Source organism: Ruegeria sp. BG10, assembly GCF_056538575.1.
Map to the genome: position 1 here is coordinate 470096 of NZ_JBQFTI010000002.1, position 22405 is coordinate 492500.

The following is a 22405-nucleotide window of genomic DNA, read 5'->3' on the forward strand; positions in this document are numbered from 1 at the left end:
GGTTTCGTCGGCTCACCCTCAGGAAAAACCTCCGAAAGGAAACAGACATGCCAAACGCCATCCGCATCCACCGCCATCCGTTGTCCGGTCACTCGCACCGGGTCGAGCTGTTCGCCAAGCTGGGCGGCATCAATCACGAACTTGTCGATGTCGATCTGCTGGCCGGTGAGCACAAGAAGGAACCGTTCCTCTCCCTGAACCCGGCCGGACAGGTTCCGGTGATCGAGGATGGCGAAACTGCCATCACCGATTCCAACGCCATTCTGATCTACCTCGCCCGGAAATACGCGCCCGACTGGCTGCCGACCGATCCGGTGCGTGAGGCCGAGGTTCAGAAGTTTCTGTCGCTGGCCGCCGGAGACATCGCCCACGGCCCTGCCGCGGCACGATTGATCACCGTCTTTGGTGCGCAATTGGATGCCGAGCGTGCCAAGGCTGTCGCCAAATCTGCCTTCGACCGTCTTGAGTCGCATCTGAACGGGCGCGACTGGCTGGTCGGAGCCGGCCCCACCATCGCCGATGTCGCGATCTACAGCTATACGGCCCATGCCCCCGAAGGGAACGTTTCGCTCGGCGACTATCCCAACATCCGCGCCCTGCTGGCCCGGGTCGAAGCGCTGCCCGGCTTTGTGCCCATGCAAAGCACCAAAGTCGGCCTCGCCGCCTGACCAAACCGCGCGCCCGGTCCCGAAGGCCGGGCGCGTGTTACGACCCCGTGTTCCGCCCAAGGAGAGATCCCATGCTTACCTTCGAACTCAGCGACAGCAGCACCTCCCCTTTCCATCGGGGCGAACACATGGCGCAGGCGCGGATGGGTGTCCGCGAAATCGAACACTGGGCGCGCAAAGTCGTTCGAGACCACATGCCGGAACAACATCGGGACTTTCACACCGCGCTGCCGTTTCTGGTGATGGCCGCCCGCGACGGACAGGGCCGGCCATGGGCCACTCTGGTCGAGGGGCCGGACGGGTTCGTCTCGGCGCCGGACACCAAAACGCTGTCCATCACCGCCCTGCCCGTCCGGGGTGATGCGCTGCACAATGCCATTCATCCGCAAAGCGATATCGGCATCCTTGGCATCGAACTGGCCACGCGGCGGCGCAACCGGGTCAATGGCCGCGCTGGCCGCGTCACGCCGACCGGCTTTGACTTTCACGTCGACCAGACCTTCGGTAACTGCCCGCAATACATCCGTGAACGTGCGTGGACCCGGGTCGACAGCGCGGGGCCCGGGCCGGCCACACGCGGCCAACGTCTGACGGCGGATCAAACCCGGTGGATCGAAACCGCCGATACCTTCTTTATTGCCAGCGGATACCGCGAAGACGGCGACAGTCCGACCTTTGGGATGGACGCATCCCATCGCGGCGGTGACCGCGGTTTCGTGCAGGTTCTGGACAACCGGCGACTGCGGTTTCCCGATTACGCCGGCAACAATCACTTCAACACAATCGGCAACCTGTTGCTTGATCCAAAGGCGGGGTTCCTGTTCGTCGATTTCGAAAGCGGCAGCCTGCTGCAATTGACCGGCACCGCCTCGATCGACTGGGGCAGCGATGAGATAGCACAGGTGCCCGGCGCGCGGCGTCTGGTGACGCTGGAGATCGACGAGGTCGTCGAAACCCGGTCAGCAGTCAGCCTCAGGTGGAATTCGGATGCGGAGTCGGTCCGCTCGATCCGCCTGATCGAAAAAACCTGCGAAAGCGCCGATGTCACCTCGTTTGTTTTCGAGGCCCGTGACGGCGGCCCGCTGGCCGGGTTCGAACCCGGCCAACACCTGCCGATCGAGCTTGAAGTTCCGGGGATCTCCGAACCGGCGCGCCGCACCTATTCGCTGAGCAACGGACCGAACGAGCATCGCTATCGGATCACGGTCAAGCGTGAGCCCAAAGGGGTCGCGTCGCGATTTCTGCACGATCATCTGGAACCGGGCGCGATCATCAACAGTCGCCGGCCCGCGGGAGATTTTGTGATGACCTGCGACCGATGTCCCCTAGTTCTGGTCAGCGCCGGTGTGGGTGTCACGCCGATGTTGAGCATTCTGAATAAGGTCGCAGGCGAGCGTGGCAACCGCCCTGTCTGGTTCATCCATGGCGCGCGGGATGGTCAGCACCACCCGCTGGCCGATGAAGTTCGCGATCTGGCCACCAGACGGCCGGGGATCGCGACTCATGTGGCCTATAGTCAACCTGCGCCGGAGGATGAGATCGGGGTGGACTATGACTCGCATGGCCGCGTTGACGGAGCACTTCTGGCGCAGCTGATCGACGATGCCAGCGCGCATTTCTTTCTGTGCGGCCCCGTCGGTTTCATGGCCGGGATGCAGGCCGATCTGGAACGCCGGGACATCTCTCCGGAGCATATTCATACCGAAAGTTTCGGTCCCGCCGGTGATCTGACGTGATTCTTCGGGGCAAATAAACTTAAACCATAGGAGCAAGGAAATGCGCGAATTTTATGATGTAATCATTATCGGTGGCGGCAATGCCGGGTTCGGAGTGTCGGCCATTGCGCATGAAGCCGGGAAATCCATCGCCTTTATCGAGGCGCGTGATTTTGGCGGCACCTGCCCCAATCGCGGCTGCACGCCCAAGAAAGTGCTGGTGGCCGCGGCCCACGCCATGCACGAGATCGAACAAGCCGCAATCCACGGGATCGACGTCGGCAAGCCCCGGCTGGACTGGGCCAGACTGATCCAGCGTGAAAAAGACCTGATCGGGTTTATTCCGGACGCGATGCACGGGCTGGCCGAAAAACGCGGTGATGTCTTTCGCGGCACGGCGCGTTTCGTCGGACCGGACAGCGTCGAGGTGGACGGTCAAGTCATCCGGGGCCGGAACATTGTGATTGCCACGGGATCGAAGCCAAGACCTCTGCCTATCCCTGGGGCCGAACACATGATTACCTCGGACGAGGTATTGTCCGACCCGACCCTGCCGCGCGAGGTCGTGTTCATCGGCGGTGGCGTCATCGCAATGGAGTTCAGCCATGTCTACGCGCGTGCAGGAGTGCAGGTGACGATCCTGGAGGCACTGCCGCAGCTTTTGCCGCGTCTCGACAGTGACGCCGTTGCCGCCTTGCGTGCCGAAACAGAACGCCTTGGCGTTGTCGTCAAAACCGGGGTGTCGGTGACGGCCGTCGAAAAAACGTCCGATGGACTCAACGTCCGGTTCCAGCATGAAGGCCGCGACCAGAGCGTGACCGCCGAGCGGGTTGTCAACGGCGCGGGCCGTATCGCCAATATCGACGGCCTGAACCTTGAGGCTGGTGGCGTCGACCATGACGGGCTGCGCATTCTGATCGACGACACGATGCGATCCACCTCGAACCCCTCGGTCTGGGTGGCGGGTGATGCCGTCGCCCATTCGGCGCAACTCTCCCCTGTTGCGACCTATGAAGGCCAGATCGTCGGTCACAACATCGTTAACGGCCCGACCAAAAAGCCGGATTACAGCGTGATCCCCAGCGCGGTCTATACCGTTCCGACCCTCAGTTCCGTTGGATTGACCGAGGCCGAAGCCCGCGAGCGCGGTCTGGATGTGGCGGTCACGGTGTCGGACATGTCCGGCTGGTTCTCGGCCAAGACCTATGCCGAAACCGCTGCCTGGTCCAAGGTTCTGGTGGATCAGAGCAATGACCGGATCGTGGGCGTGCATATCCTTGGGCATCATGGCGATGAGTTGATCCATCTCTTTGCCATGGCGATGCGCCACGGCATTCCCGCCAATGACCTCAAGACCTCGCTTTACGCCTTTCCGACCTTCGCGGCGGATATGAAGTCCCTGATCTAGGGTTTCTTCAGGCAAGCGAGACATTTCAGAAGGAGAGCCGTCATGAAAGATAAGGTCTGTCTGATCACCGGAGTCGGCGACGGAACCGGAGCATCGGTTGCCCGCCGGTTTGCGCGGGACGGATACCGCGTTGCCTTGCTGGCCCGGAACACTGCGCGTTTGTCGGAACTTGAAAAGGAACTGCCCGGCGCGCGGTCCTTCGCCTTCGACCTTGAGGATCTGGACCAGCTAGTCCGGGTCTGCCAGCAAGTAAAGGCAGAGATGGGCACGCCCGAGGTGATCGTCCACAACGCCGTCCGTGCCACGTTCAAACCCTTCATGGACGCGGACCCGCAAGAATTGGAGCGTAATTTCCGCGTCAACACCACCAGCCTTTTGTACATGGCCCGCGAACTGACCCCGGCCATGGTCGCGCGCGGCAGCGGCGCGATCATCGTCACCGGCAACACGTCCGCGCTGCGAGGCGTTCCGAATTACGGGCTTTTTGCCCCGACAAAAGCCGCGCAACGGATCTTTGCGCAGGCGCTGGCCCGCGAACTGGGACCGAAGGGCATCCATGTCGCCTATGTGGTGATCGACGCGGCCATTGATACGCCGTGGACCCGCGTGCCCTTCAATCCCGACATGCCCGAGGAGTTTTTCAGCAAACCCGACGCCATCGCGGAAGAGGTCTTTCATATCGCCCATCAGGACCGTTCCACATGGTCTTTCGATGTGGAACTGCGGCCTTTCGGAGAAAAGTGGTAAGGCGGTTGATCACCGGAAACCGGCGGCTCCTCCAGCCTTGTCGCCGTTTCCCATTCAGGTAAGCCCGCTCCGTCAGGCGGGACACTGCGAACAAGGATAAGCCCAGGTTTCTGCAAGGCCAGTCGCAGGCATGAGATGGCAAGCCGCTGATGCGCCACCAGGTTTGTGCCACGCTCGGTCAGTTTGAAATCCAGCCCGCCGAGAATGCCGAAGAGATCCTGCAATCCAGCGGCGCGCGCCGTCTGCATGATTTGCTCGTCGGACGGCCGGGGGCGCAGGCCCAATGTCAATGCCCGACGCAGAGACCCTTTCAGGATCAGGGGCTGTTCGCTGAGGATGCCGACGGATCGGCGCAGGCTTCCAGGTGTCAGATCCGAAACGTTTTTGCCTTCCAGCTTCAGAGAGATGTCGTCAACCGTCGCATTTCCCAGCAGGGCGAGTTCGATCCGGTTCATCAAGGCGCTGGATATGACGGCCCGCTGACCGGCGGGCAGTTTGAGAACCGGGCCGTCCCGAACCGCGATCTCAACAGACAGGGGTTTGCGGGCAATACGTGCCTTAGCGCCGCGCGGGGTCGCAAGCGGGCGGTTCAGCGCCCGCACCAGATTGAGATACGCAGCCCGGAACCTTGCCGCCTGATCGCTGGACGACATTGCGTTTCCCATCGGGCGAACCATCAGGCCAAGGGTCGCCAATGCGGCCGCTATTGTGCCCGCCGGCGCGTCGTTCAAACTTCCAAGCAGCATTGTCAAAGCGGCTGCAACCGCCGCTGAAAGCTCGGGGATTGCTTTTCTGCTTTCCGACACTTTGCGCCGGGCACATGCCGCCGCCAAGACCTGATCGGCCTGACGGCGCAGCGAATTCATCTCGACATGCCGGCGCCCAAGCGCGGCGAGTCTGGGGGCTATTGGCAGGCGCTCGGTCACGTCGGCGGCCAGCCGGGCGCGGCGCTTTCTCAGGTCCCGATGCGCGCGAAAAAGCCTGCGCTGGGTGGCTGCGGCCCAAAGTATCGGCGGCAGTATCGCGCACAAGGCAACCCAGACAAAGCGTGCGTCCAGATGGATCAGCACTGCAGTGGATGCCGGCAGCAGAATGGCGGCCTGTACCAGACGCGGCACCCCGAGGCCGGGCCAGTCCTTTAGCCCGGCCAGATCGCCGGTAAAGCGCAGCACATGGTAACCCATGCGCCTTTGGTCGAGTTCTCTTTGGTCACTGCGGCTGGCGTGTTCGAACAAGGTAAGCCTTACATCCCTTGCGTAATCCTGCCCCAGACGTTCGGCGAGATTGCGGAAGGCCAGTTGCAGCAGCGCGGCGCAGAGACCGGCCATCGCAACCGTTGCAATTGCGGCAACCGGCAGTTCTGCGCCGGAGTGCAGCGCGAAGAACACGCGGCGCGTCGCAAAAGCAGCGGCGGACAATGCGGCAGCCTGGGCCAGTACCACTCCGATGATCCGACCCAGCAGATGGCGCCTTGCGCCGGAAAACAACCCCGGAGGGGTCATGCCGCACGCGACGCCCGCCCCATGAGCGCGCGCGCCGCCAACGTATTGGCATAGGCCGGGTCCAAAAGCTGTCGGCGTGTCAGAACCTGCACTCCGGTCGCGGCGTGTGCTTCTGCGGCCGCCATGGGCGAGCAGGACAGAACACCGGTCAGTGCCAGCGGCCGAATTCCATTTCGTGCCAGATCGGTCACGCCCCCCTTGGCAGCAACCGCGTCGCCACAGGTGAACAGATATCTTGAAAACCGGCTGCGCGCCTCGGCATCGGCCAAAAGGGCAGCCGTTTCGTGTTGGAATATGCCGTCGGCCAGTTCCATGACGGCGATGTCGCAGCCCCGGTCTTCGGCTTCGCCCAATAATGCGTCTATGCCAGCTTTGATTCGGGACAAGGGTTCCAGATAGGTCGTAACCATGCCCGCATCGGTGAAATCGGCCACGTAAGACGCACCGGCATCGACATAGGCGTTGTAATCGCCGAACGCCCCCGTGCCGGTTCCCTTCAGAACCGCCGTCCGCCAGCCGGCTCTGGTCAGGCCGTGTGCCAGCGCAGCTGTCGCGGTTGTCTTACCGGAGTTCATTGTGGTTCCCACCACACAGATAACCGGAAAACCGGTCGACGGTGAGCGCGGCGGCAATCCACAGTCACCGGTGTTCAGCACCGTCCCGTTCCGCGCAGTAATTCGCCCCAATGGTTGGATGCGTGTCGGTTGCTTGACGCGCTCGCTGCGTTGAACCATATGCCCGATGCACCCACCCCCGGCCAGCATGTCACAGCCCTCGGCGTCGATTTCGGCAATTCCTTCGAACTGATCGGGCGCGTAGCGCGCGCCGCAGGGCAACACCACAAGGTCGCCGGGATAAAGTTGCGAGGGACGCCCCGCAGGCAGTTGAATCCGCCGGTGGTTGCCGATTGAGGTGACCCGCCCGAGGATCAGATCACCCGGCCGTGCCTTGTGAAAATCCCGGCACAGACCGCTGGCAAGTTCCGGATCGACCCGTCTGGTCGCAAAACACCATTTCGCGGTATCGAAGTTGCAGTGTTCCATAGCAAAGACTCCTGAAAATTCTGAATGTTAATTGCTGCAAACAAGCCGGGTCAGTCCGGCCTCGGCGCAGGTGGAAAAGCTGTGGGCGCAGTTCGGAAGTTCGGCCAGCGAAAGGTCGGGAACGATCCCCCGAGCGATTGCTGCCGTTCGGAACGACTTGCAGTAACTGCGCGCGCGGGCCAGCCGGTGCCGGCCCTGAACATCATCAATCTGTGGCGATTTCCGCAATGCGTCGTCGCGAAGGGTGTCTTCTGCTCCGACATAGACGCGCAAATTCAGGGCGAGGAAATGCTTCAACTGGCTGTGGGCCAATGCAGGGATGTTTGTGCGCAGTCGCTTGTTTGGTGGCGCCAGCCCCATCGGAAATTCCTGGGTCATGTCTGGCAGGCAATACCAGCCGGCCGCGGCCAGATGCAGGCGCGATATCCGCTGCGGGTACAGCATGGCAAACCGGTGCGCCAGTTGCGCGCCGCCGGAATACCCAAAAACCTCGACCCTGTCCGTTTGCGCGTAGCCCAATTGCTGCACAAGGTCGAGCAAGGCCAGAAGCGCCCGATCCGGGCGATACGCTCCGATCCGCTGAAAGTGCTGCCAGTGCTCTTGCGAAAACAGCGGTGTTATCAAAACCTGCCCCTTTTCCGCGCAGGGGGTCGCAAACGCCGCGGCAATCCCGTCCGCATCGCGCGAGATTCCGTGCAGGGCCAAGAGCGGCGGCAGTTTTGGGTTTTGTATGCTGGGAATGCGGATTTCGGCGGACAGAACGCGCCCACCTATACGCACTGAAAGCCTGGTAACGGCCATTGGGCCGGCGGCAGGCAATACATCCATAGCGGCGTCAAACATTTTTCAGCTCCTGTTTATCTGGGGTCTTGAGGGGACAACGCCGCAATCGGGGTTCTATTCCAATCGGTCAGACGCCTGCCCCTTCGGTTCCGGCGGGCTTCACTCGGACATCGGATTATGTCGCCCCGCGGTCGAAAAATTTTGGAATAGATTTTGGGCTGGCTCGTTATTGTGGAACATGACGCCATACAGGAGCAGCCAAATGACGGATCGGTTCCGGAGGGATCTGGTGACACTGGTGCCGAAACTGCGCCGGTTTGCCCTGTCGCTGACGGGAAACAGGCCGGACGCGGATGATCTGGTGCAGTCGGCCTGTGTCAAAGCCCTGAAGAACGCGGCTCAGTTCCGTGAAGGCACACGCATGGACAGCTGGATGTACCGCATCATTCAGACCCTCTGGATCGATGACCGCAGACGCGCCAGAACACGCGGCGCATCGGTCGACCCCGAGGCCGCCGGCCTGTGTGACGAAGGCCGTGCCGCGCGATTGCCCGAAGATCGGCTGATGCTGGACATGGCGCGGGACGCCATGGGCGCGCTGCCCGAGAAACAGCGCGTCGTGCTGTCGCTCGTGGCGATCGAAGGGCTGAGCTACAAGGAGGCCGCCCATGTTCTGGACGTGCCGGTCGGCACGGTCATGAGCCGGTTATCGCGGGCCCGCGAAGCCTTGCTGCCCCAGCTTGGGATGTCGAAAGGACCGATGCAATGACTGCCAACACCATAATGGACAAGTCCCGCCTTGCCGCCTTTGTTGACGGAGAATTGTCGCCCGAGGACGCGGCAGCTGTTGTGCTGCATCTGGCCGATCATCCGCAGGATCAGGCTTATGTCGATGACCTCATGGTCGCGAACGAAGCCTTGTCGCAAGCATTTGCGGACCCCTTGGAGGAACCTGTGCCACAGGCGATCAAGGACACCATTCTGGGTCGGGTCCGATCCGCACAGGTTGTGCCATTCCCAAAACGGCCTGCGGCCTGGATGGGTCTGGCCGTTGCGGCCACACTTGTCATTGCCGTTGTCGTTGGCTCTGACCTTATAGCGCCAACCCGTGGTTCAACCCTGGCCGTTGGGCCGGTGAGTGACGGATCGGCTCTGGCCACGGCCCTGACCCGATTGCCTTCGGGGATCTCCGAACCTGCCGGGTCGGATGAAGACCTGATGATCCTCGCCACGCTGCCGGTTAACGGCGGGCATTGCCGCGAATTTGAGGTTGTCGACCGCGCGGACCAGCGGATCGATCTGGGCATCGCCTGCAACTCATCCGGGGAATGGGTTATCGAGGTCACGGTCTCGGAGCCGCTGTCCGCAGCGGGCACCGAGGACGGATTTGTTGCCGCCAGCGGGACGGAGATGCAAGGGTTACTCCCGTTTCTGGATCGGCTGGGCGCGGGCGATGCGCTTTCTCCGGATCACGAGGCAGACCTGATTTCGCGCGGATGGACGCCCTAGCACAAGGTCGACGCGTTCAGCAGCCCATGCCCAAAAATCTCATCCACGCCCGGCGCACCCAGATCCCGAGCAGAGTCTGACAGATACGCACGGACCTGATCGGGTGTCAGCGTATCGTCCCTGGACAGCATGAGGGCAACCGCCGCAGTGACAAAGGGGACCGCAAAGGACGTTCCCGATTTCAGACGCGCACCACGAATGGATGTGGCCGACAACATGTTCACCCCCGGCGCGGTCAGATCAATGTAGGATCCGCGCTGCGCCTGCCGGTACACCCGCGCCCGGGCATCGACGGCGGTGACGGCGATAACGGCGTCATAGGCGGCCGGATAGGCGGGCGCGCCCGAAGGGCCGGAATTGCCTGCGGCCGCGACCATGACGATCTGGGCTTCGGTGGCCAACTGTTCGATCACCTCTTCAAGCAGGCTGTTTCTGGGCCCGGCGAGCGAGAGGTTGATGACCCTGACCTCCCGCTCGCGCAAGGCGTCCAGCCCGCGCAACAGGGACACCAGATCAGCCCGTTCGTCGGTGCCTTTGCGCGAAAAGGCATCCACGGCGATGACCCTTGCACCGGGGATCAGACCGGGCACCCGGCTGTCGGGGTCACCGATCATCAGCGACGCGACGGCGGTGCCGTGAATGGCCTTGGACGGGTTTTGAGTCGTGTCCGCGACCTGTATCAGCTCCAGCCGCGCCCCAGCCATGATTTCATGGTCCGCGTTGATCCCGGTATCGATCATCCCCACCGGAACCCGGACCGCACAGGTATCGGATCCCTGTGCTGCCATCGGCCATCGGATCATGTCCCAGGCTGCACAGTTTTCATGAGAACAGGCAGCCGACGCCAGTTCCGGTGTTTCATTCAACTCGGAGCGGTAGAAGTGATTGAAATCCGCATTGCCACCCGATGGCAGGGCCCGAACCCGGTCCCGTGCATCCTCCAGCCCAAGCCCTGCTGGCGTCGTCAGCCGGGTCAGTACGCGGTTACTGGCCACAAGGGTTTCAGTATCCGCGACGACAAACCCCTCGGACAAAAGCTGTTCCAGGTCTTCATCGGATGCATCCGAAACGACTAATTCGGACGGTGCCTGCGCCGGCAGGGTGACAGGTGCCGCTGGCCGCGTGGTCCGGGGGGATGAAGGCGTTGGGGCCGGTCGTCGGAACAGAGATTCAAACGGGTTGCCGCCCGAGGGTCTTTGACTGCCGCCACTGCCCCGTTCGCGGTCGTCGTCATCATCATTGTCGTCCCGGTCGTCATCGCCATCGTCATCACGATCGTCGTCATCATCCGCCCAAGCGGACGAGACGAAACCTGTTTGCCAATCGGCGGGCACCGCCAGTTGAACTGGCAGCAGAAATCCCAGTGTCAGACAGGTGCGAACGGCCTGTTTCGTCAGCTTTTTCATTTCAGTATCCACTTGAGTTTGAGGCGCTTCGAAACAAAAACGTCCTGGACCGGAGTTTTATTCCAAATCCCGGCTCGCCGCAAAGCAGGCTGGCGGTTCCGCTGTCCCCTCAACCTCGGGTCATTTCGCGGCTCAGAAATTCTTCGGCGCTTTCCACCTCTTCTAACCGGGTGCCCTTTATCCACCAGAACCGGGTCCCGACATTGCGGATGAACTGCCGGTCATGACTGACCAGAAGGCAGGATGCGTTATGCGCGATGAGCTCGCTTTCCAACGCCTCCTGCCCGCTGATGTCCAGATGATTGGTCGGTTCGTCCAGCAGATAGAAATTCGGGTTTTTCAGACGCAGGACAAGCATGGCGAGTCGCGCTTTTTGCCCACCGGATAGCCTCTCGATCCTTTGCTCCTGCATTGATATCTCGATACCCGCGCCAGCCAGCACCTGACGCGCACGCCGGTCGCCGATGTCAAATTGGTGGGTCACGGCGGACATTGGCGTGTCCGCCCCCTCAAGCTGTTCAAAATTCTGGCCCGAATATGCCGGGATGACGGAAGGCGCGCATTTGATCGCGTTGGCCTCGCCGGTCAGCGCCCTTTTGATCATCTCGATCAGGCGTGTCTTGCCGGTGCCATTCGACCCAAGCAGAACGATACGGTCGCCCTTGGCGATCCATTTCGTTCCGGTTTGGTACAGCGGCTGTCCGTCGGGCTTAGGCACAACCACATTGTCCAACGTTATCAGCGCTTTGGAGTGAGTGTCGCTGTTGGTCAGAATAATGTGCCCCGCATCCCGTTCCTGATGCGCGGGTGTCGCCGATTCCTGCAAACGGTCGGCGCGTTCGGTCAATTGCCTGGTTTTCGTCTGCAACAGGTCCGAGCCGGAATTTATGCCAATGTTCCTAAGCTTTGCCGCCTGTTTGCGCAACTGTCGCGCCTTGTTCATCTCATTTGAAAAATGCCTCTCATCAGCGGCATCCGCCTCGTCCAGCGCCGCACGCGCCGCCGAAAAGGCCAACGGGAAGAGCCGCGAGCGTTCTGGGCGGATAAACAGTGTCCTGCCGGTGGTTTCGTCCAGAAACGCACGGTCATGAGATGTCATCACAACGGCAACCCTCTGTGGCAGCGCGTGCAACCAGTCCTGAAGCAAGGCAATGCGGTGCAGGTCCAGATGGTTTGTCGGTTCGTCCAGCAACAGCAGGTCCGGTTCGGTGACCCAGGCCGCCGCCAGCAATGCCGTGCGTTGCCAGCCGCCGCTGAGTTGCTGCAATGGCGTGTGCTGGAACTCGTAAGGCACCTGCAAATCCGCAAGCGCTACGTCGACGCGCCAGCTTTCATATTCGGCCATTTCCGTCGGAAGCGCGGCCAGGACCCAGTCAAAAAGGGTCATGTTCAGGGCCTCGGGCGGGACGTCCTGCGGCACATGACCCACGCGCAGCCCGCGCGCGCGTGTAACTTCGCCGGTGGTCTGGTCCAGCTTTCCCGCCAGACAACTCAGAAGGGTGGATTTTCCGCGCCCGTTGGCGGCAATCAGCCCGATGCGATCACCTTTGGAAATCGTCAGGTCGAGGTCTTTGAACAGGGAATTGCCCAGGGTGATACCAAGGGACTTGGTGCTGAGAAGTGTCATAACGGTCTCGTGTCACAAAAATAGCGCCGCAACGCGGCTTTGGGCAGACCGTCGATTGAAAGGTAATGCGGTCAGCCCTGCAAACGGATCTGCAGGGCATAACGGGGACCATGCTGAAGTCGGCGTGTGATGCGCATGCTCAGCAATTGCCCTCCCTTTGTGAACATCCAGACAGGCGCAACCTAGGAAACTATGGCGAGGTTTGCAAGCGCACGGGCGGACTGATGCCCGTGCGCCTCAACGGGCGATTTCTTGCCGGCGACGATGCGGTCAAGGATGAGAGCGCAGAACAGGATCGCAAGTCCTGCCAGAATGCCCTGCCCGGCCGCCGCGTATTGCAGCGCCTCCAGAACGTCTTCGCCCAGACCTTTAGCCCCGATCAGCGATGCGACGACAACCATGGCCAGCGACATCAGGATGGTCTGGTTCACCCCCGCCATAATGGTCCTGTGCGCAAGCGGCAGATCCACGCGCCAAAGCAGGTAGCGCGGCGTTGCGCCAAAGGCCAGCGCGGCCTCGCGCACGGTTTCGGGAACCTGTTGCAGGCCCAGAACCGTAAAGCGGATCACCGGAGGGCTGCCAAAGATCATGGTGGCGACCACGCCTGCCGGTTTACCGGATCCGATAAAAGCCACAACCGGGATCAGATAGACGAAGGATGGCATCGATTGCATGAAATCCAGAATGGGCCGAACGATGGCAAACGCCCGCGGGCGGCGGGCGCAATAGATGCCCAGCGGGATGCCCAGCGTGATCGAGATCAGCGCCGCGGCGCCCAGCAGGGCGATTGTGGTCATCGCCTTTTCCCAGAAATCCAGCAAACCCAGATAGGCCAGCGCCGCGCCGGTGAAAATCGCCACGCGGGGTCCGGCGGACAGATAGGCCAACATGATGATCACCAGCGATACAACTGGCCAGGGTGTATCGACCAGCACCACCTCGATCCAGTCCAGCAGGGTGCGCATGCCATATGTGAGCCCGTCAAAGAACCCGCGCCCGGCAGTCTTGGTCCACTCAAAGACGGCCTGCACCCCATCGCCCACATTCAGCCGCCAGTCGCGGTTGGTTGGAAAGGTCTTGAGGATGGTCAATGCGTCCGGCTGTGCAAACTTGATTGCGGACAGGATGACAACTACGCCGGTCAGGACGGACGCCACGACCAGTCGCGGCACGGACCAGCCATGCGCGACGTCCGGGTCCGAGCGCCAGCGCGCGAACTGCCCTTCCAGTGTCCAGTTTGCCAGCGACGCGGCCAGCAACTTGACCGCCAGCAACAACAGGATGCCGATGGCAAGATAGGCGAACCCTGTTGAATCCGCGCTTCGCGCCGCCTCCTGCGCGCCGGCCAGAGCACCCTCCAGCGACTCAGCGGCGCGTTTCAAAGATTCCAGCGAGGATGCGCCGGATTGCTCCGCCGCTTCGATTTGCTGCCGGCGCAGATCCAGCGTCTGTTCAATCTGTACGGCCCGCTCGCGGAATTCACGACCCAGGTCGCCGAACAGCCCAAGACCGATCTGGATATAGGCCAGGGTTTCGAGCAGCAGAAACCCCAGAAACCAGGACCAGAGCCCGCGCGCGCCGAACCAGATCGGCCCCAGCAGCGCTGCGGCTTTGTTCAGCGTGAACCGATAGCCGGGCGCCTGCATCATATAGGCAAAGGTTTTCTGATAATATGCCTGCCCCTGCCCTACAAACTCGCCGATCAAACCGTTCAGCCGGTCGGCGGTTTCAGGATTGATCTGCTGTGCGTCTACATGTTTCATGGCCGCCCCCTTTACGCCTGGCTGTCCTGAATGGCGCGGATCAGACCAGCCCGGTTGATGACGCCCACGGTCTTGCCGTCCTGCGTAACCGCCACCACGCCGTGACCATCCACGCAAAGGTTCATCAGATCGGACAGGTCCATATCCGGATGCGCCTGTTTCGCGTCGTCCGGTACTTCGCCGTGATTGGCCTCGAACTCATCAACCGGTTTCATCACTGCATGGGCGAAGATCATGTTGAGCTTGGAGATACCCGCGACGAAGTCGGCTACATAATCATCCGCCGGGTTCAGAATGATCTCTTCCGGTGTGCCGATCTGCACGATGCGCCCGTCCTTCATGATCGCGATGCGATGGCCGATGCGGATCGCCTCGTCCAGATCGTGCGTGATGAACATTGTGGTCTTATTGAGCTTGTGGCTGAGATCCATGAACTGATCCTGCAACTGTTTACGGATCAGCGGATCAAGCGCCGAGAACGGTTCATCCATCAGCAAAATCTCGGGGTCGGCGGCGATGGCCCGTGCAAGACCGACGCGCTGTTGCATACCGCCCGACAGTTCGTGCGCGTATTTGTCTTCCCAGCCGTTGAGTTCGACCAGTTCCAGCACCCGGTCGGCCTCTTCCCAACGCCGGGCCTTGCCGGTGCCGCGAATTTCCAGCGGCATGGCCACGTTGTCGCGCACGGTCCGGTGCGGCATCAGGCCAAAGTTCTGGAACACCATCGCGACGCGCCGGTTGCGCAGATCACGCAAGCCATCGTCATTCAGACCCATGACGTCGTCGCCGTCCAGATAGATATGGCCGTCCGTCGGTTCCAGCAAACGGTTCACGTGGCGTACCAACGTCGATTTGCCCGACCCTGACAGCCCCATGACGCAGAACAGCTCGCCCCGTTCAATTTCAAAGCTGGCATCGGCAACGCCGACGACACAGTTGAACCGTTCCAGGACTTCGGCCTTGCTGAGCCCTTCGTTGTGAATGGCGCTTAGCGCCTCCTGCGCCCGTGCGCCGAACACTTTCCAAACCCCCCGCGCATCAATTGCGATTTCCGCTGTCATACCGGCCCCATCCCTGTTGAACGTGTTGAAAGGCACCCCCGACCGCAGCGCGCCGGGGGTGCGTCAGGCTCAGTTTGTTGTCAGGCCAAGCCAACCGTCGACGGTATCGCCGTTGGCGGCGATCCACTCGGCCACCACCTCGTCAGTGTCGCGGCCCTTGACCACGACCTCATAGGTCAGACCGCTCAACTGGCCTGCATCCATGTTGACGTTGGCAAGGAAAGAGGCCGCCGCAGGGTTGCGCTGTTCCAGAGATTTCGAATGCGCAACGGTTACGGTCTTGACCGGCTCGCCGGTACTGACATGCGATTTGTTGTACCAGTCGGCATCCTGATCAGGCTGCACCATCTTGTAGGTGGCGGCATCATGTTCGGGTTCTTCCAGAATGGTCACGTCATACAGCGCGTGCACGTAATGCGGTGCATAGCAGTAGAACGCGGCGCCCTTTTGCTGGTCGATCTGATCCTTCAGCCTTGAATAGAACACCGTCTCGTCCTCGGTCGTCGGCGTCAGGAACGTCTCGATCCCGTAATCGCGCACCCGCACCTTGAAGGTGTTGGTCGAGGCCCAGCCGGACGCGCCAACCCAGACCTCGCCCATACCGTCGCCGTCCGAGTCAAACAGCTCCTGCGCCATGGGCGTTGCCAGATCATAGATCGAGCGGATGTTGTGATCCTCGACCATATAGTTGGGCACGCAAATCCCGGCGCGGCCCTCATAGCTGCCGGAGGACAGGGCCACGGTGCCCTTCTGATCGACATATTCGTCGGTAAAGGACGACTGGTTCGGCAGCCAGACATCCGGGTGCACATCAATGTCGCCGCGCCCGCCATCCATGGCGGCAAAGATCACTGCATTGGCCCCGGGGGCATATCCGACCTCACCGCCCAGACGGGTTTCGATGACCTGACCGATCACCCGGCTCATGATCTTGGCGCCGGGCCAGCTGGGCTCGCCCACCATGACTTTTTCCTGCGCCATCGCTGCTGTTGTTCCTACAGCCAGCGCCAGGGTTGCGGTCAATGTTGTCAGTTTCTTCATGTCGTTTCTCCCGTTGCGTGTTGTTGCATGCGCCGTCAGGCGCGCGCCCGCTTGCGGTGCGGGTCTGTGAATGGAATGTCCGAGACGGTCGCGCGCAGGCGTTTCATGCGCCCATCCAGTTGCCCGATTTCCAGTTCGGTTCCGTTTTGCGCATGCTCGACCGACACCCGCGCCATCGCGATTGCATGTTCCAGCATGGGTGAGCGGGTGGCTGAGGTGATTACCCCCACCTGTCTTTCGCCGGCATATACGTGCGCGCCCGCAGCGGGGACATCGTCGCAGCCGATCAGCAGCCCCTTGAGCACCCGGCGCGGGTCGCGGGCGTTCCGTTCCAGCGCGGCCTTACCCGTAAATTCGGTTTTCGTCAGATCGACCGCAAAGCCCAGCCCGGCCTCGAACGCATCGATGCCCGGCGCGAATTCGGCGTTGGCGGCGGCAAGACCGGCTTCGATCCGGATAATGTCCAGCGCAGCCGAACCCATCGGGGTGATTCCGAACTCGGCACCTGCCTCCATAACCGCGTCCCAGATCGCAACCGCGCCGGACTTGGCGCAGAAAACCTCATACCCCAGCTCACCGGTATAGCCGGAGCGGGACAGCATGAACGGCGCGCCGTCGCGGTTGCCCAGACGGGCAACGGTAACCCCAAACCATTTCAGATGATCCAGTGAGGGCACATGCGGTTGCGTGAAGGCGATATTGCGCAGTAGGTCGCGGGACTTCGGCCCCTGAATGGCGAGGTTCGGCATCGCCCCCCGCATTGCGTGGACCCGCACCTGCAATCCCTGTTCCGCGGCCAGCGCCTGCAGCACGCGCCCGCTTTCCTCGGACCCGCAGCACCAGCGGAAAATCTCTGGCGCAAGCCGGAACAGGGTGCCGTCGTCAATGACCGACCCGCTTTCGTCACACATCAGCGTGTATGAACCGCGCCAGACCGGAAGACGGACGACATTTCGGGTGGTGGCCAGTTGCAAAAGCTTCTCGGCGTCCGGGCCTATGATGTCGAATTTGCGCAGACCGCTCATATCCTGCACCGTCACCGCCTCGCGGCAGGCCCAGTATTCACCCAGCGTGCCATGCGCGGGATAGCTGACCGGAGTCCACAGATCGCGCGCGGGGGCGAAATGCTGGGTCAGCGGGGCCAGTCGGTCATGAAACGCGGATTCCTGACTGATAGCCATCGGGGCATCTTCCTTTTCACGATAGGCAACCGCACGGCGGATCGGGGTTTCCGGGCGATAGATGCGCACATGCACATCCGTCGGATTCCAGCCGTTGATCGGGTCGATGTCGTCGGGGCACGCCGTCGAAACGCAGACCAGGTCTTCCAGCGCCCGCATAGCCACGTAGTCGCCCGGGCGCGAATGGGATTCCTCGGTCAGGATGTGATGCGACGCCGGATCGATCCAGGTGTTCCAGAAAAAGTTGATCGCGGGCCAGGCCGACCGGCGCGCCACGCCATAAAGGGCAAGCGCGTTCGACATGTTGTCGGAACAGTTCACATGGCCCGGGAACCCGCGTTCTTCATAGCCGCGCGCGGTGCAGGCCAGCCCGAACGTGTCATGCCGCCCGCAGGTATCCTGCACCACGTTCAGCAGGGGGCGCATTTCACGATCGTAGAACTTGTCCAGCAGACCGGGGCCCGGATAGGCGCGGCGAACCATCGACCGCGTCGCAGTCGAGTCGATCATCCATTCATCGCCGTTGCTCAGCCCGTCGGCGCGCAGGGCCATGAAATCGGAACATTGCTGCCCCTCAATGTCGATGATCTGCACAAATTCACCGGCCTTCAGCTCATAGGCCGTTCCGGTGCCGCGCTGCACGGTAAATTCGTCCCGGATATCGCCCAGAGGCGGAGGAAGCAGCGGGCCGGTCGCGTTCGCACGCTTGTGCCGCACGGTGACGCATCCGGCATCCGTACCTTCGATTAACCCTAAAACCGGGTTCGGACGGATCAGCCAGACGGTGACCTGTTGATCCGAGCGCAGGATCAACTCGTCCGTCACCTGCCCTGTCCGGTGACCGGGGAACGGCGCATCCGGTTTTCCGCCCTGTGCACCGATCCAGCCCCGATAGCGGGCGCTGTCGAACGCGTCTGTATTGACAACCGCGTTCGCCGGCAAGCCCAAGGCTGTTAGCATCGCCCGCCCGCTCGCAGCGAAAGCAGCAACCGTCAGGGGCGTGTCCACCGACAGCCCGTCCAGCGAGAGCAGATCGCCCTGCTGTAGCACCAGCCGCTCAGCCTCGCGCGGGGCCAGAACAAAGCTGGACGTGTCCGCAGCGTTCGGAAAGCCGGGAAACCGGCGGCCCGGGCTGTCAAACCCGGTATTCGAAAAACTGTGCAAGACTGAGGAACCAAGCATGGTTTTGTCGGATTCTCGGTTATGAAACTAGTTACAAGAGTTGATGAAACTAGTTACATATGTCAACTCTTTCCTTAACAATCGTCAGATGGGCCAGAAAATCGGTGTCAAAAAAAGCTTCGGAGACCAGAAAACGCGCAAATCTTCGGGACGTGGCCCAGGCAGCGGGTGTTTCTGTCGCCACCGTGTCCCGGGTGCTGAATGAACCGGGGGTCGTAAAAAAGGACACTTTGGAAAAGGTTCAGGCCGCCATCGCCGCGCTGAAATTCGTTCCCAGCGCTGCGGCACGGGCCATCAATTCCGGGCGCACCCGCTTTGTCGGGGCCTTGGTGCCGACCCTGGACAACGCCATCTTTGCCCGGTTTCTGGCCTCGCTCGAACGCAACCTGTCCCTGCATCAATTGTCCCTCATCGTGGCCACGACAGACTCGGATACCGAGGTGGAGGCGGCCAAGGCGAAAGGTCTGATCGACATTGGCGCCGAAGGGTTGATCATTACCGGCGCCACCCACAGCACCGAGTTTCACGACCTGATCGAACGCTCGATGCTGCCGACGATCATCACGTCCTATTTTGATGGTGGAAACCCACTGCCGACAATCGGTTACGACAACGCAGCGGCGGCGCAGCTGGCGTTGCAACATCTGGCTGATCTTGGACACCGGAATATCGCGGTCGTGCACGGCCCTGCCCATAACAACGACAGAACCCGCGCCCGCCTGTCCGGGCTGCATGACCTGAACTGGGGCGGAGATCTGACGACTTATGAAACCTCCATCAGCCTCAGCGGGGGATCAGAGGCCGCCCTGCGTATTTGTGCCGCCGCGCAAGTGCCCGATGCAATCCTGTGCCTGTCAGACGTGGTTGCCCTGGGCGTATTGTTCGGTCTTCAGTCGCAGGGTGTGAAAGTGCCGGGCGACATGTCGCTGGTCGGCATCGATGACCTGCCCAGTTCCGCCGTGGCTGTTCCCGCGCTGACGACAGTGCACCTGCCCGTCACACGGATGGGTGAAAGAGCCGCTGTCGCTCTGGCGCGGTGGATATCCGATCAGGAAGTGCCGCGCGCTGAAAAGCTTGAGGCCGCGCTGGTCGAGCGGAACTCGGTTTTGCGCCGGTCCGGGTAAACCCTGACATTGCCAATTCAGGGGCGCAAAGATCAGTCAGGGGCTGACAAACTATTGATTTTTGTCGCGCGCAAAGAATATGTAAAGTTGCGAAAAGATCGAGACGGAAAGCGTCCGCAGGCTGGTGATCATGACCAAAATAAAGAACATGGAAGAATTTGCTGCGGTCAGCGGCATCTCGCGCCCCACGATCTCCAAGTATTTTCACGATCCCGACAGCGTGCGGGCCACAACGAGGGCGCGCATCGAAGAGGCGCTGGAGCGGTTCGACTATCGCCCGAACATATTTGCGGTGAATCAGAACCGGAAGCTGACCAAGAATATCGGAATCGTGGTGCCCTATCTGGCCGATCCGTTCTTTGCCGAGATTGCGCGCTATCTGGAACAAAGCTGTATCGCCGCCGGATACCGCCCGTCACTGTTCAGTTCGCATGGTGAACAGAAGCTTGAAAACGAAATCCTCGACAGCCTTCGCTCGCTCAAGCCTGCTGGCGTTCTTTTTGCGCCTCTGGGGCGGGCGTCGGACCGGTCGCAAATTGAAAAGTTCTGCGAGAACGTGCCGACCGTTCTGTTCGACAGCAACCTCGATGGGTTGGGGGCGGCGTTTGTCGGCTCGGATAATTTCAGCTTTGTCTCGCAGACCGTCGAATACATGACCCGCACGGGTGAGCCGCCGTCGTTTTTTGAGATGCGCACGCCGGCGAACCCGAATGCGAACAAACGGCGCAAGGCCTATGTCGACGTCATGGAGCATCTGGGCTTTGAGCCGCATGTGATCAAGATCGACGGTCAGGGCTGGGCGTTCGAAGATATCGGGCGTCGCGGCGCGATGAAAGTGCTTGAGGAAGGTGGGCTCAGGACAGACTCGGTTCTGTGCAGCAATGACCGTCTGGCCATCGGCTTCCTTGCGGCCTGTTACGAGCGGGGGATTCGGGTGGGGCGCAAAAAAGACTGCACGCTGCGGGTCGCGTCGAATGACGATCATCCATTTGCCAAGTTTACCTGCCCCTCTCTGACAACGGCGGCGCATGATTACGACAACGTGGCCGGGCGCAGCGTGGAAACTCTGTTCGAACTTATTGAAAACGGGGGGAAATTCGACAAGCGATCGGAAACCCTGTTTCCGGCCAGGCTGGTATTAAGGGAGTCCGCCTGATCTCTAAAATTTAACGCGCGTAAAGTTTTTATTGACGCCGCGACAAGTTCTGCACTACGCTCCCTGTACGACATCCAAGCTCAGGGAGGACAGGGATGTATCTCAAGAACGCACTTCGTGCGGCGACTGCACTGACTTTCGTCGCAACGGCAGCGGCCCATGCACAGACGATCACGATCGCCACCGTTAACAACGGCGACATGATCCGGATGCAGGGCTATTCCGACAATTTCACCGAAGCGACCGGCATTGATGTGGAATGGGTGACGCTGGAAGAAAACGTCCTGCGCCAGCGCGTGACCACCGACATCACCACCAAGGGCGGTCAGTTCGACATCATGACAATCGGCATGTACGAAACCCCGATCTGGGGTGCAAATGGCTGGTTGGTGCCGCTGGACGGTCTGTCCGCGGAATATGACGTCGATGACATCCTGCCCGCCATGCGCGGCGGCCTGAGCCACGAAGGCACGCTGTTTGCGGCACCATTCTATGGCGAAAGCTCGATGGTGATGTATCGCACCGACCTGATGGAAAAGGCCGGTCTTGAGATGCCCGACGCGCCGACCTGGCAGTTCATCCGCGAGGCTGCGGCCGCAATGACCGATCGCGATAACGATATCAATGGTATCTGCCTGCGCGGCAAGGCCGGTTGGGGTGAAGGCGGCGCCTTTATCACCGTGACCGGAAACTCGTTCGGCGCGCGCTGGTTCGATGAGGACTGGAAGCCCCAGTTCGATCAGCCGGAATGGAATGAGGCACTGACCTTCTTCGTGGACATGATGAGCGAATCCGGCCCGGCCGGCTATGCCACCAACGGTTTCAACGAAAACCTGTCGCTGTTCCAGCAGGGCAAATGCGGCATGTGGATCGACGCGACAGTCGCGGCGTCATTCGTGACCAACCCAGATGATTCAACCGTGGCCGACAAGGTCGGTTTTGCGCTGGCTCCGAATTCGGAAGGCGTTGACAAGCGTTCCAACTGGCTTTGGGCATGGGCGCTGGCCATTCCCGCGGGCACGCAGCAAAGCGACGCGGCCAAGCAGTTCATCGAATGGGCAACTTCGAAAGACTACATCGAACTTGTGGCCGAAAATGAAGGCTGGGCCAATGTGCCGCCAGGCGCGCGGACCTCGCTGTATGAGAACCCGGAATATCTGAAGGTTCCGTTCGCCAAGATGACGCTGGATTCGATCCTGTCGGCCGACCCGAACAATCCGACGGTCAAGCCGGTGCCCTATGTCGGCATCCAGTTCGCGGCCATTCCGGAATTCGCGGGCATCGCCACGCAGGTCAGCCAGGAATTCTCGGCCGTCTATGCCGGACAGCAATCGGTGGAAGAAGCGCTTGAAAAAGCACAGGCCTTCACCGCTGAAGAGATGGAAGCCGCAGGGTACTGAGGCCTCCTCCCCGGTGGGGGACAGGTATCTGTCCCCCGCTCCCCACTTCCACAATTCCCGTTTTTCTCGCAGGCTGAGCTACGCCTGAA

The 22405-nt window shown here is 61.2% G+C and carries 18 protein-coding genes; 9 read left to right on the forward strand and 9 right to left on the reverse strand.

Features of this window, described 5'->3' with window-relative positions; translation table 11 throughout:
• The first annotated feature begins 47 nt into the window (after nt 1-47).
• The 4 genes from ACR0D8_RS13125 to ACR0D8_RS13140 all read left to right on the forward strand — a co-directional run bounded on the left by ACR0D8_RS13125 (nt 48) and on the right by ACR0D8_RS13140 (nt 4538).
• Nucleotides 48-668, forward strand: a complete 621-nt coding sequence (locus tag ACR0D8_RS13125; RefSeq protein ID WP_480647064.1) for a glutathione S-transferase family protein — start codon at nt 48-50, stop codon at nt 666-668.
• A gap of 71 nt (nt 669-739) precedes the next feature.
• The gene (locus ACR0D8_RS13130; protein WP_480647066.1) at nt 740-2404 is read left to right on the forward strand and encodes an FAD-binding oxidoreductase; all 1665 of its coding nucleotides are present in this window, start codon (nt 740-742) and stop codon (nt 2402-2404) included.
• 40 nt (nt 2405-2444) lie between these two features.
• The gene (locus tag ACR0D8_RS13135) at nt 2445-3791 is read left to right on the forward strand and encodes a dihydrolipoyl dehydrogenase family protein (protein WP_480647068.1); all 1347 of its coding nucleotides are present in this window, start codon (nt 2445-2447) and stop codon (nt 3789-3791) included.
• 42 nt (nt 3792-3833) lie between these two features.
• Nucleotides 3834-4538 carry an SDR family NAD(P)-dependent oxidoreductase gene (locus ACR0D8_RS13140; protein WP_480647069.1) on the forward strand — a complete coding sequence of 235 codons (705 nt, stop codon included), beginning with the start codon at nt 3834-3836 and terminating at the stop codon, nt 4536-4538.
• Here the strand turns inward: ACR0D8_RS13140 and ACR0D8_RS13145 are convergent.
• The 3 genes from ACR0D8_RS13145 to ACR0D8_RS13155 are packed head-to-tail and all read right to left on the reverse strand — an operon-like array spanning nt 4478 to nt 7926.
• The gene (locus ACR0D8_RS13145; RefSeq protein ID WP_480647071.1) at nt 4478-6040 is read right to left on the reverse strand and encodes an ABC transporter transmembrane domain-containing protein; all 1563 of its coding nucleotides are present in this window, start codon (nt 6038-6040) and stop codon (nt 4478-4480) included. The two genes, ACR0D8_RS13140 and ACR0D8_RS13145, sit on opposite strands and share 61 nt — an antisense overlap.
• A complete protein-coding gene (locus tag ACR0D8_RS13150; protein WP_480647073.1) occupies nt 6037-7083 on the reverse strand; it encodes a P-loop NTPase family protein in 1047 nt (348 codons plus the stop codon). The genes ACR0D8_RS13145 and ACR0D8_RS13150 overlap by 4 nt, the downstream gene beginning before the upstream one ends.
• A gap of 27 nt (nt 7084-7110) precedes the next feature.
• Nucleotides 7111-7926, reverse strand: coding sequence for an alpha/beta fold hydrolase (locus ACR0D8_RS13155; protein ID WP_480647075.1), 816 nt, complete (start codon nt 7924-7926; stop codon nt 7111-7113).
• Nucleotides 7927-8128: 202 nt separating this feature from the next.
• Between ACR0D8_RS13155 and ACR0D8_RS13160 the strand changes: the two genes are divergently transcribed.
• The gene (locus ACR0D8_RS13160; protein ID WP_475164155.1) at nt 8129-8635 is read left to right on the forward strand and encodes an RNA polymerase sigma factor; all 507 of its coding nucleotides are present in this window, start codon (nt 8129-8131) and stop codon (nt 8633-8635) included.
• Entirely contained in the window at nt 8632-9375 is a 744-nt protein-coding gene (locus ACR0D8_RS13165) for an anti-sigma factor family protein (RefSeq protein WP_480647077.1), read from the forward strand. Before ACR0D8_RS13160 ends, ACR0D8_RS13165 begins: the two co-directional genes overlap by 4 nt.
• Here ACR0D8_RS13165 and ACR0D8_RS13170 read toward each other — a convergent pair.
• From ACR0D8_RS13170 to ACR0D8_RS13195, 6 genes are all read right to left on the reverse strand, one after another.
• Nucleotides 9372-10781 carry a S8 family serine peptidase gene (locus ACR0D8_RS13170; RefSeq protein ID WP_480647078.1) on the reverse strand — a complete coding sequence of 470 codons (1410 nt, stop codon included), beginning with the start codon at nt 10779-10781 and terminating at the stop codon, nt 9372-9374. The two genes, ACR0D8_RS13165 and ACR0D8_RS13170, sit on opposite strands and share 4 nt — an antisense overlap.
• A 109-nt stretch (nt 10782-10890) precedes the next feature.
• The gene (locus tag ACR0D8_RS13175; protein WP_480647080.1) at nt 10891-12408 is read right to left on the reverse strand and encodes an ABC-F family ATP-binding cassette domain-containing protein; all 1518 of its coding nucleotides are present in this window, start codon (nt 12406-12408) and stop codon (nt 10891-10893) included.
• 182 nt (nt 12409-12590) lie between these two features.
• The gene (locus ACR0D8_RS13180) at nt 12591-14171 is read right to left on the reverse strand and encodes an ABC transporter permease (protein WP_480647082.1); all 1581 of its coding nucleotides are present in this window, start codon (nt 14169-14171) and stop codon (nt 12591-12593) included.
• An 11-nt stretch (nt 14172-14182) separates the two neighbouring features.
• Nucleotides 14183-15232, reverse strand: coding sequence for a quaternary amine ABC transporter ATP-binding protein (locus ACR0D8_RS13185; RefSeq protein ID WP_480647084.1), 1050 nt, complete (start codon nt 15230-15232; stop codon nt 14183-14185).
• A 69-nt stretch (nt 15233-15301) separates the two neighbouring features.
• Complete coding sequence (locus tag ACR0D8_RS13190; RefSeq protein WP_480647086.1) at nt 15302-16273, reverse strand: ABC transporter substrate-binding protein; 972 nt, start codon at nt 16271-16273, stop codon at nt 15302-15304.
• Nucleotides 16274-16308: 35 nt separating this feature from the next.
• Entirely contained in the window at nt 16309-18636 is a 2328-nt protein-coding gene (locus tag ACR0D8_RS13195; RefSeq protein ID WP_480647088.1) for a DUF1989 domain-containing protein, read from the reverse strand.
• A gap of 152 nt (nt 18637-18788) precedes the next feature.
• On the opposite strand from ACR0D8_RS13195, the gene ACR0D8_RS13200 reads away from it, so the two are divergent.
• The 3 genes from ACR0D8_RS13200 (at nt 18789) to ACR0D8_RS13210 (ending at nt 22316) form a co-directional block, all read left to right on the forward strand.
• Nucleotides 18789-19760: a substrate-binding domain-containing protein gene (locus tag ACR0D8_RS13200; protein WP_480647090.1), complete on the forward strand. Its 972-nt coding sequence runs from the start codon at nt 18789-18791 to the stop codon at nt 19758-19760.
• A 130-nt stretch (nt 19761-19890) separates the two neighbouring features.
• The gene (locus tag ACR0D8_RS13205; protein ID WP_480647092.1) at nt 19891-20916 is read left to right on the forward strand and encodes a LacI family DNA-binding transcriptional regulator; all 1026 of its coding nucleotides are present in this window, start codon (nt 19891-19893) and stop codon (nt 20914-20916) included.
• Nucleotides 20917-21011: 95 nt separating this feature from the next.
• Nucleotides 21012-22316 carry an ABC transporter substrate-binding protein gene (locus ACR0D8_RS13210; RefSeq protein ID WP_480647093.1) on the forward strand — a complete coding sequence of 435 codons (1305 nt, stop codon included), beginning with the start codon at nt 21012-21014 and terminating at the stop codon, nt 22314-22316.
• The last annotated feature ends 89 nt before the right edge of the window (nt 22317-22405 follow it).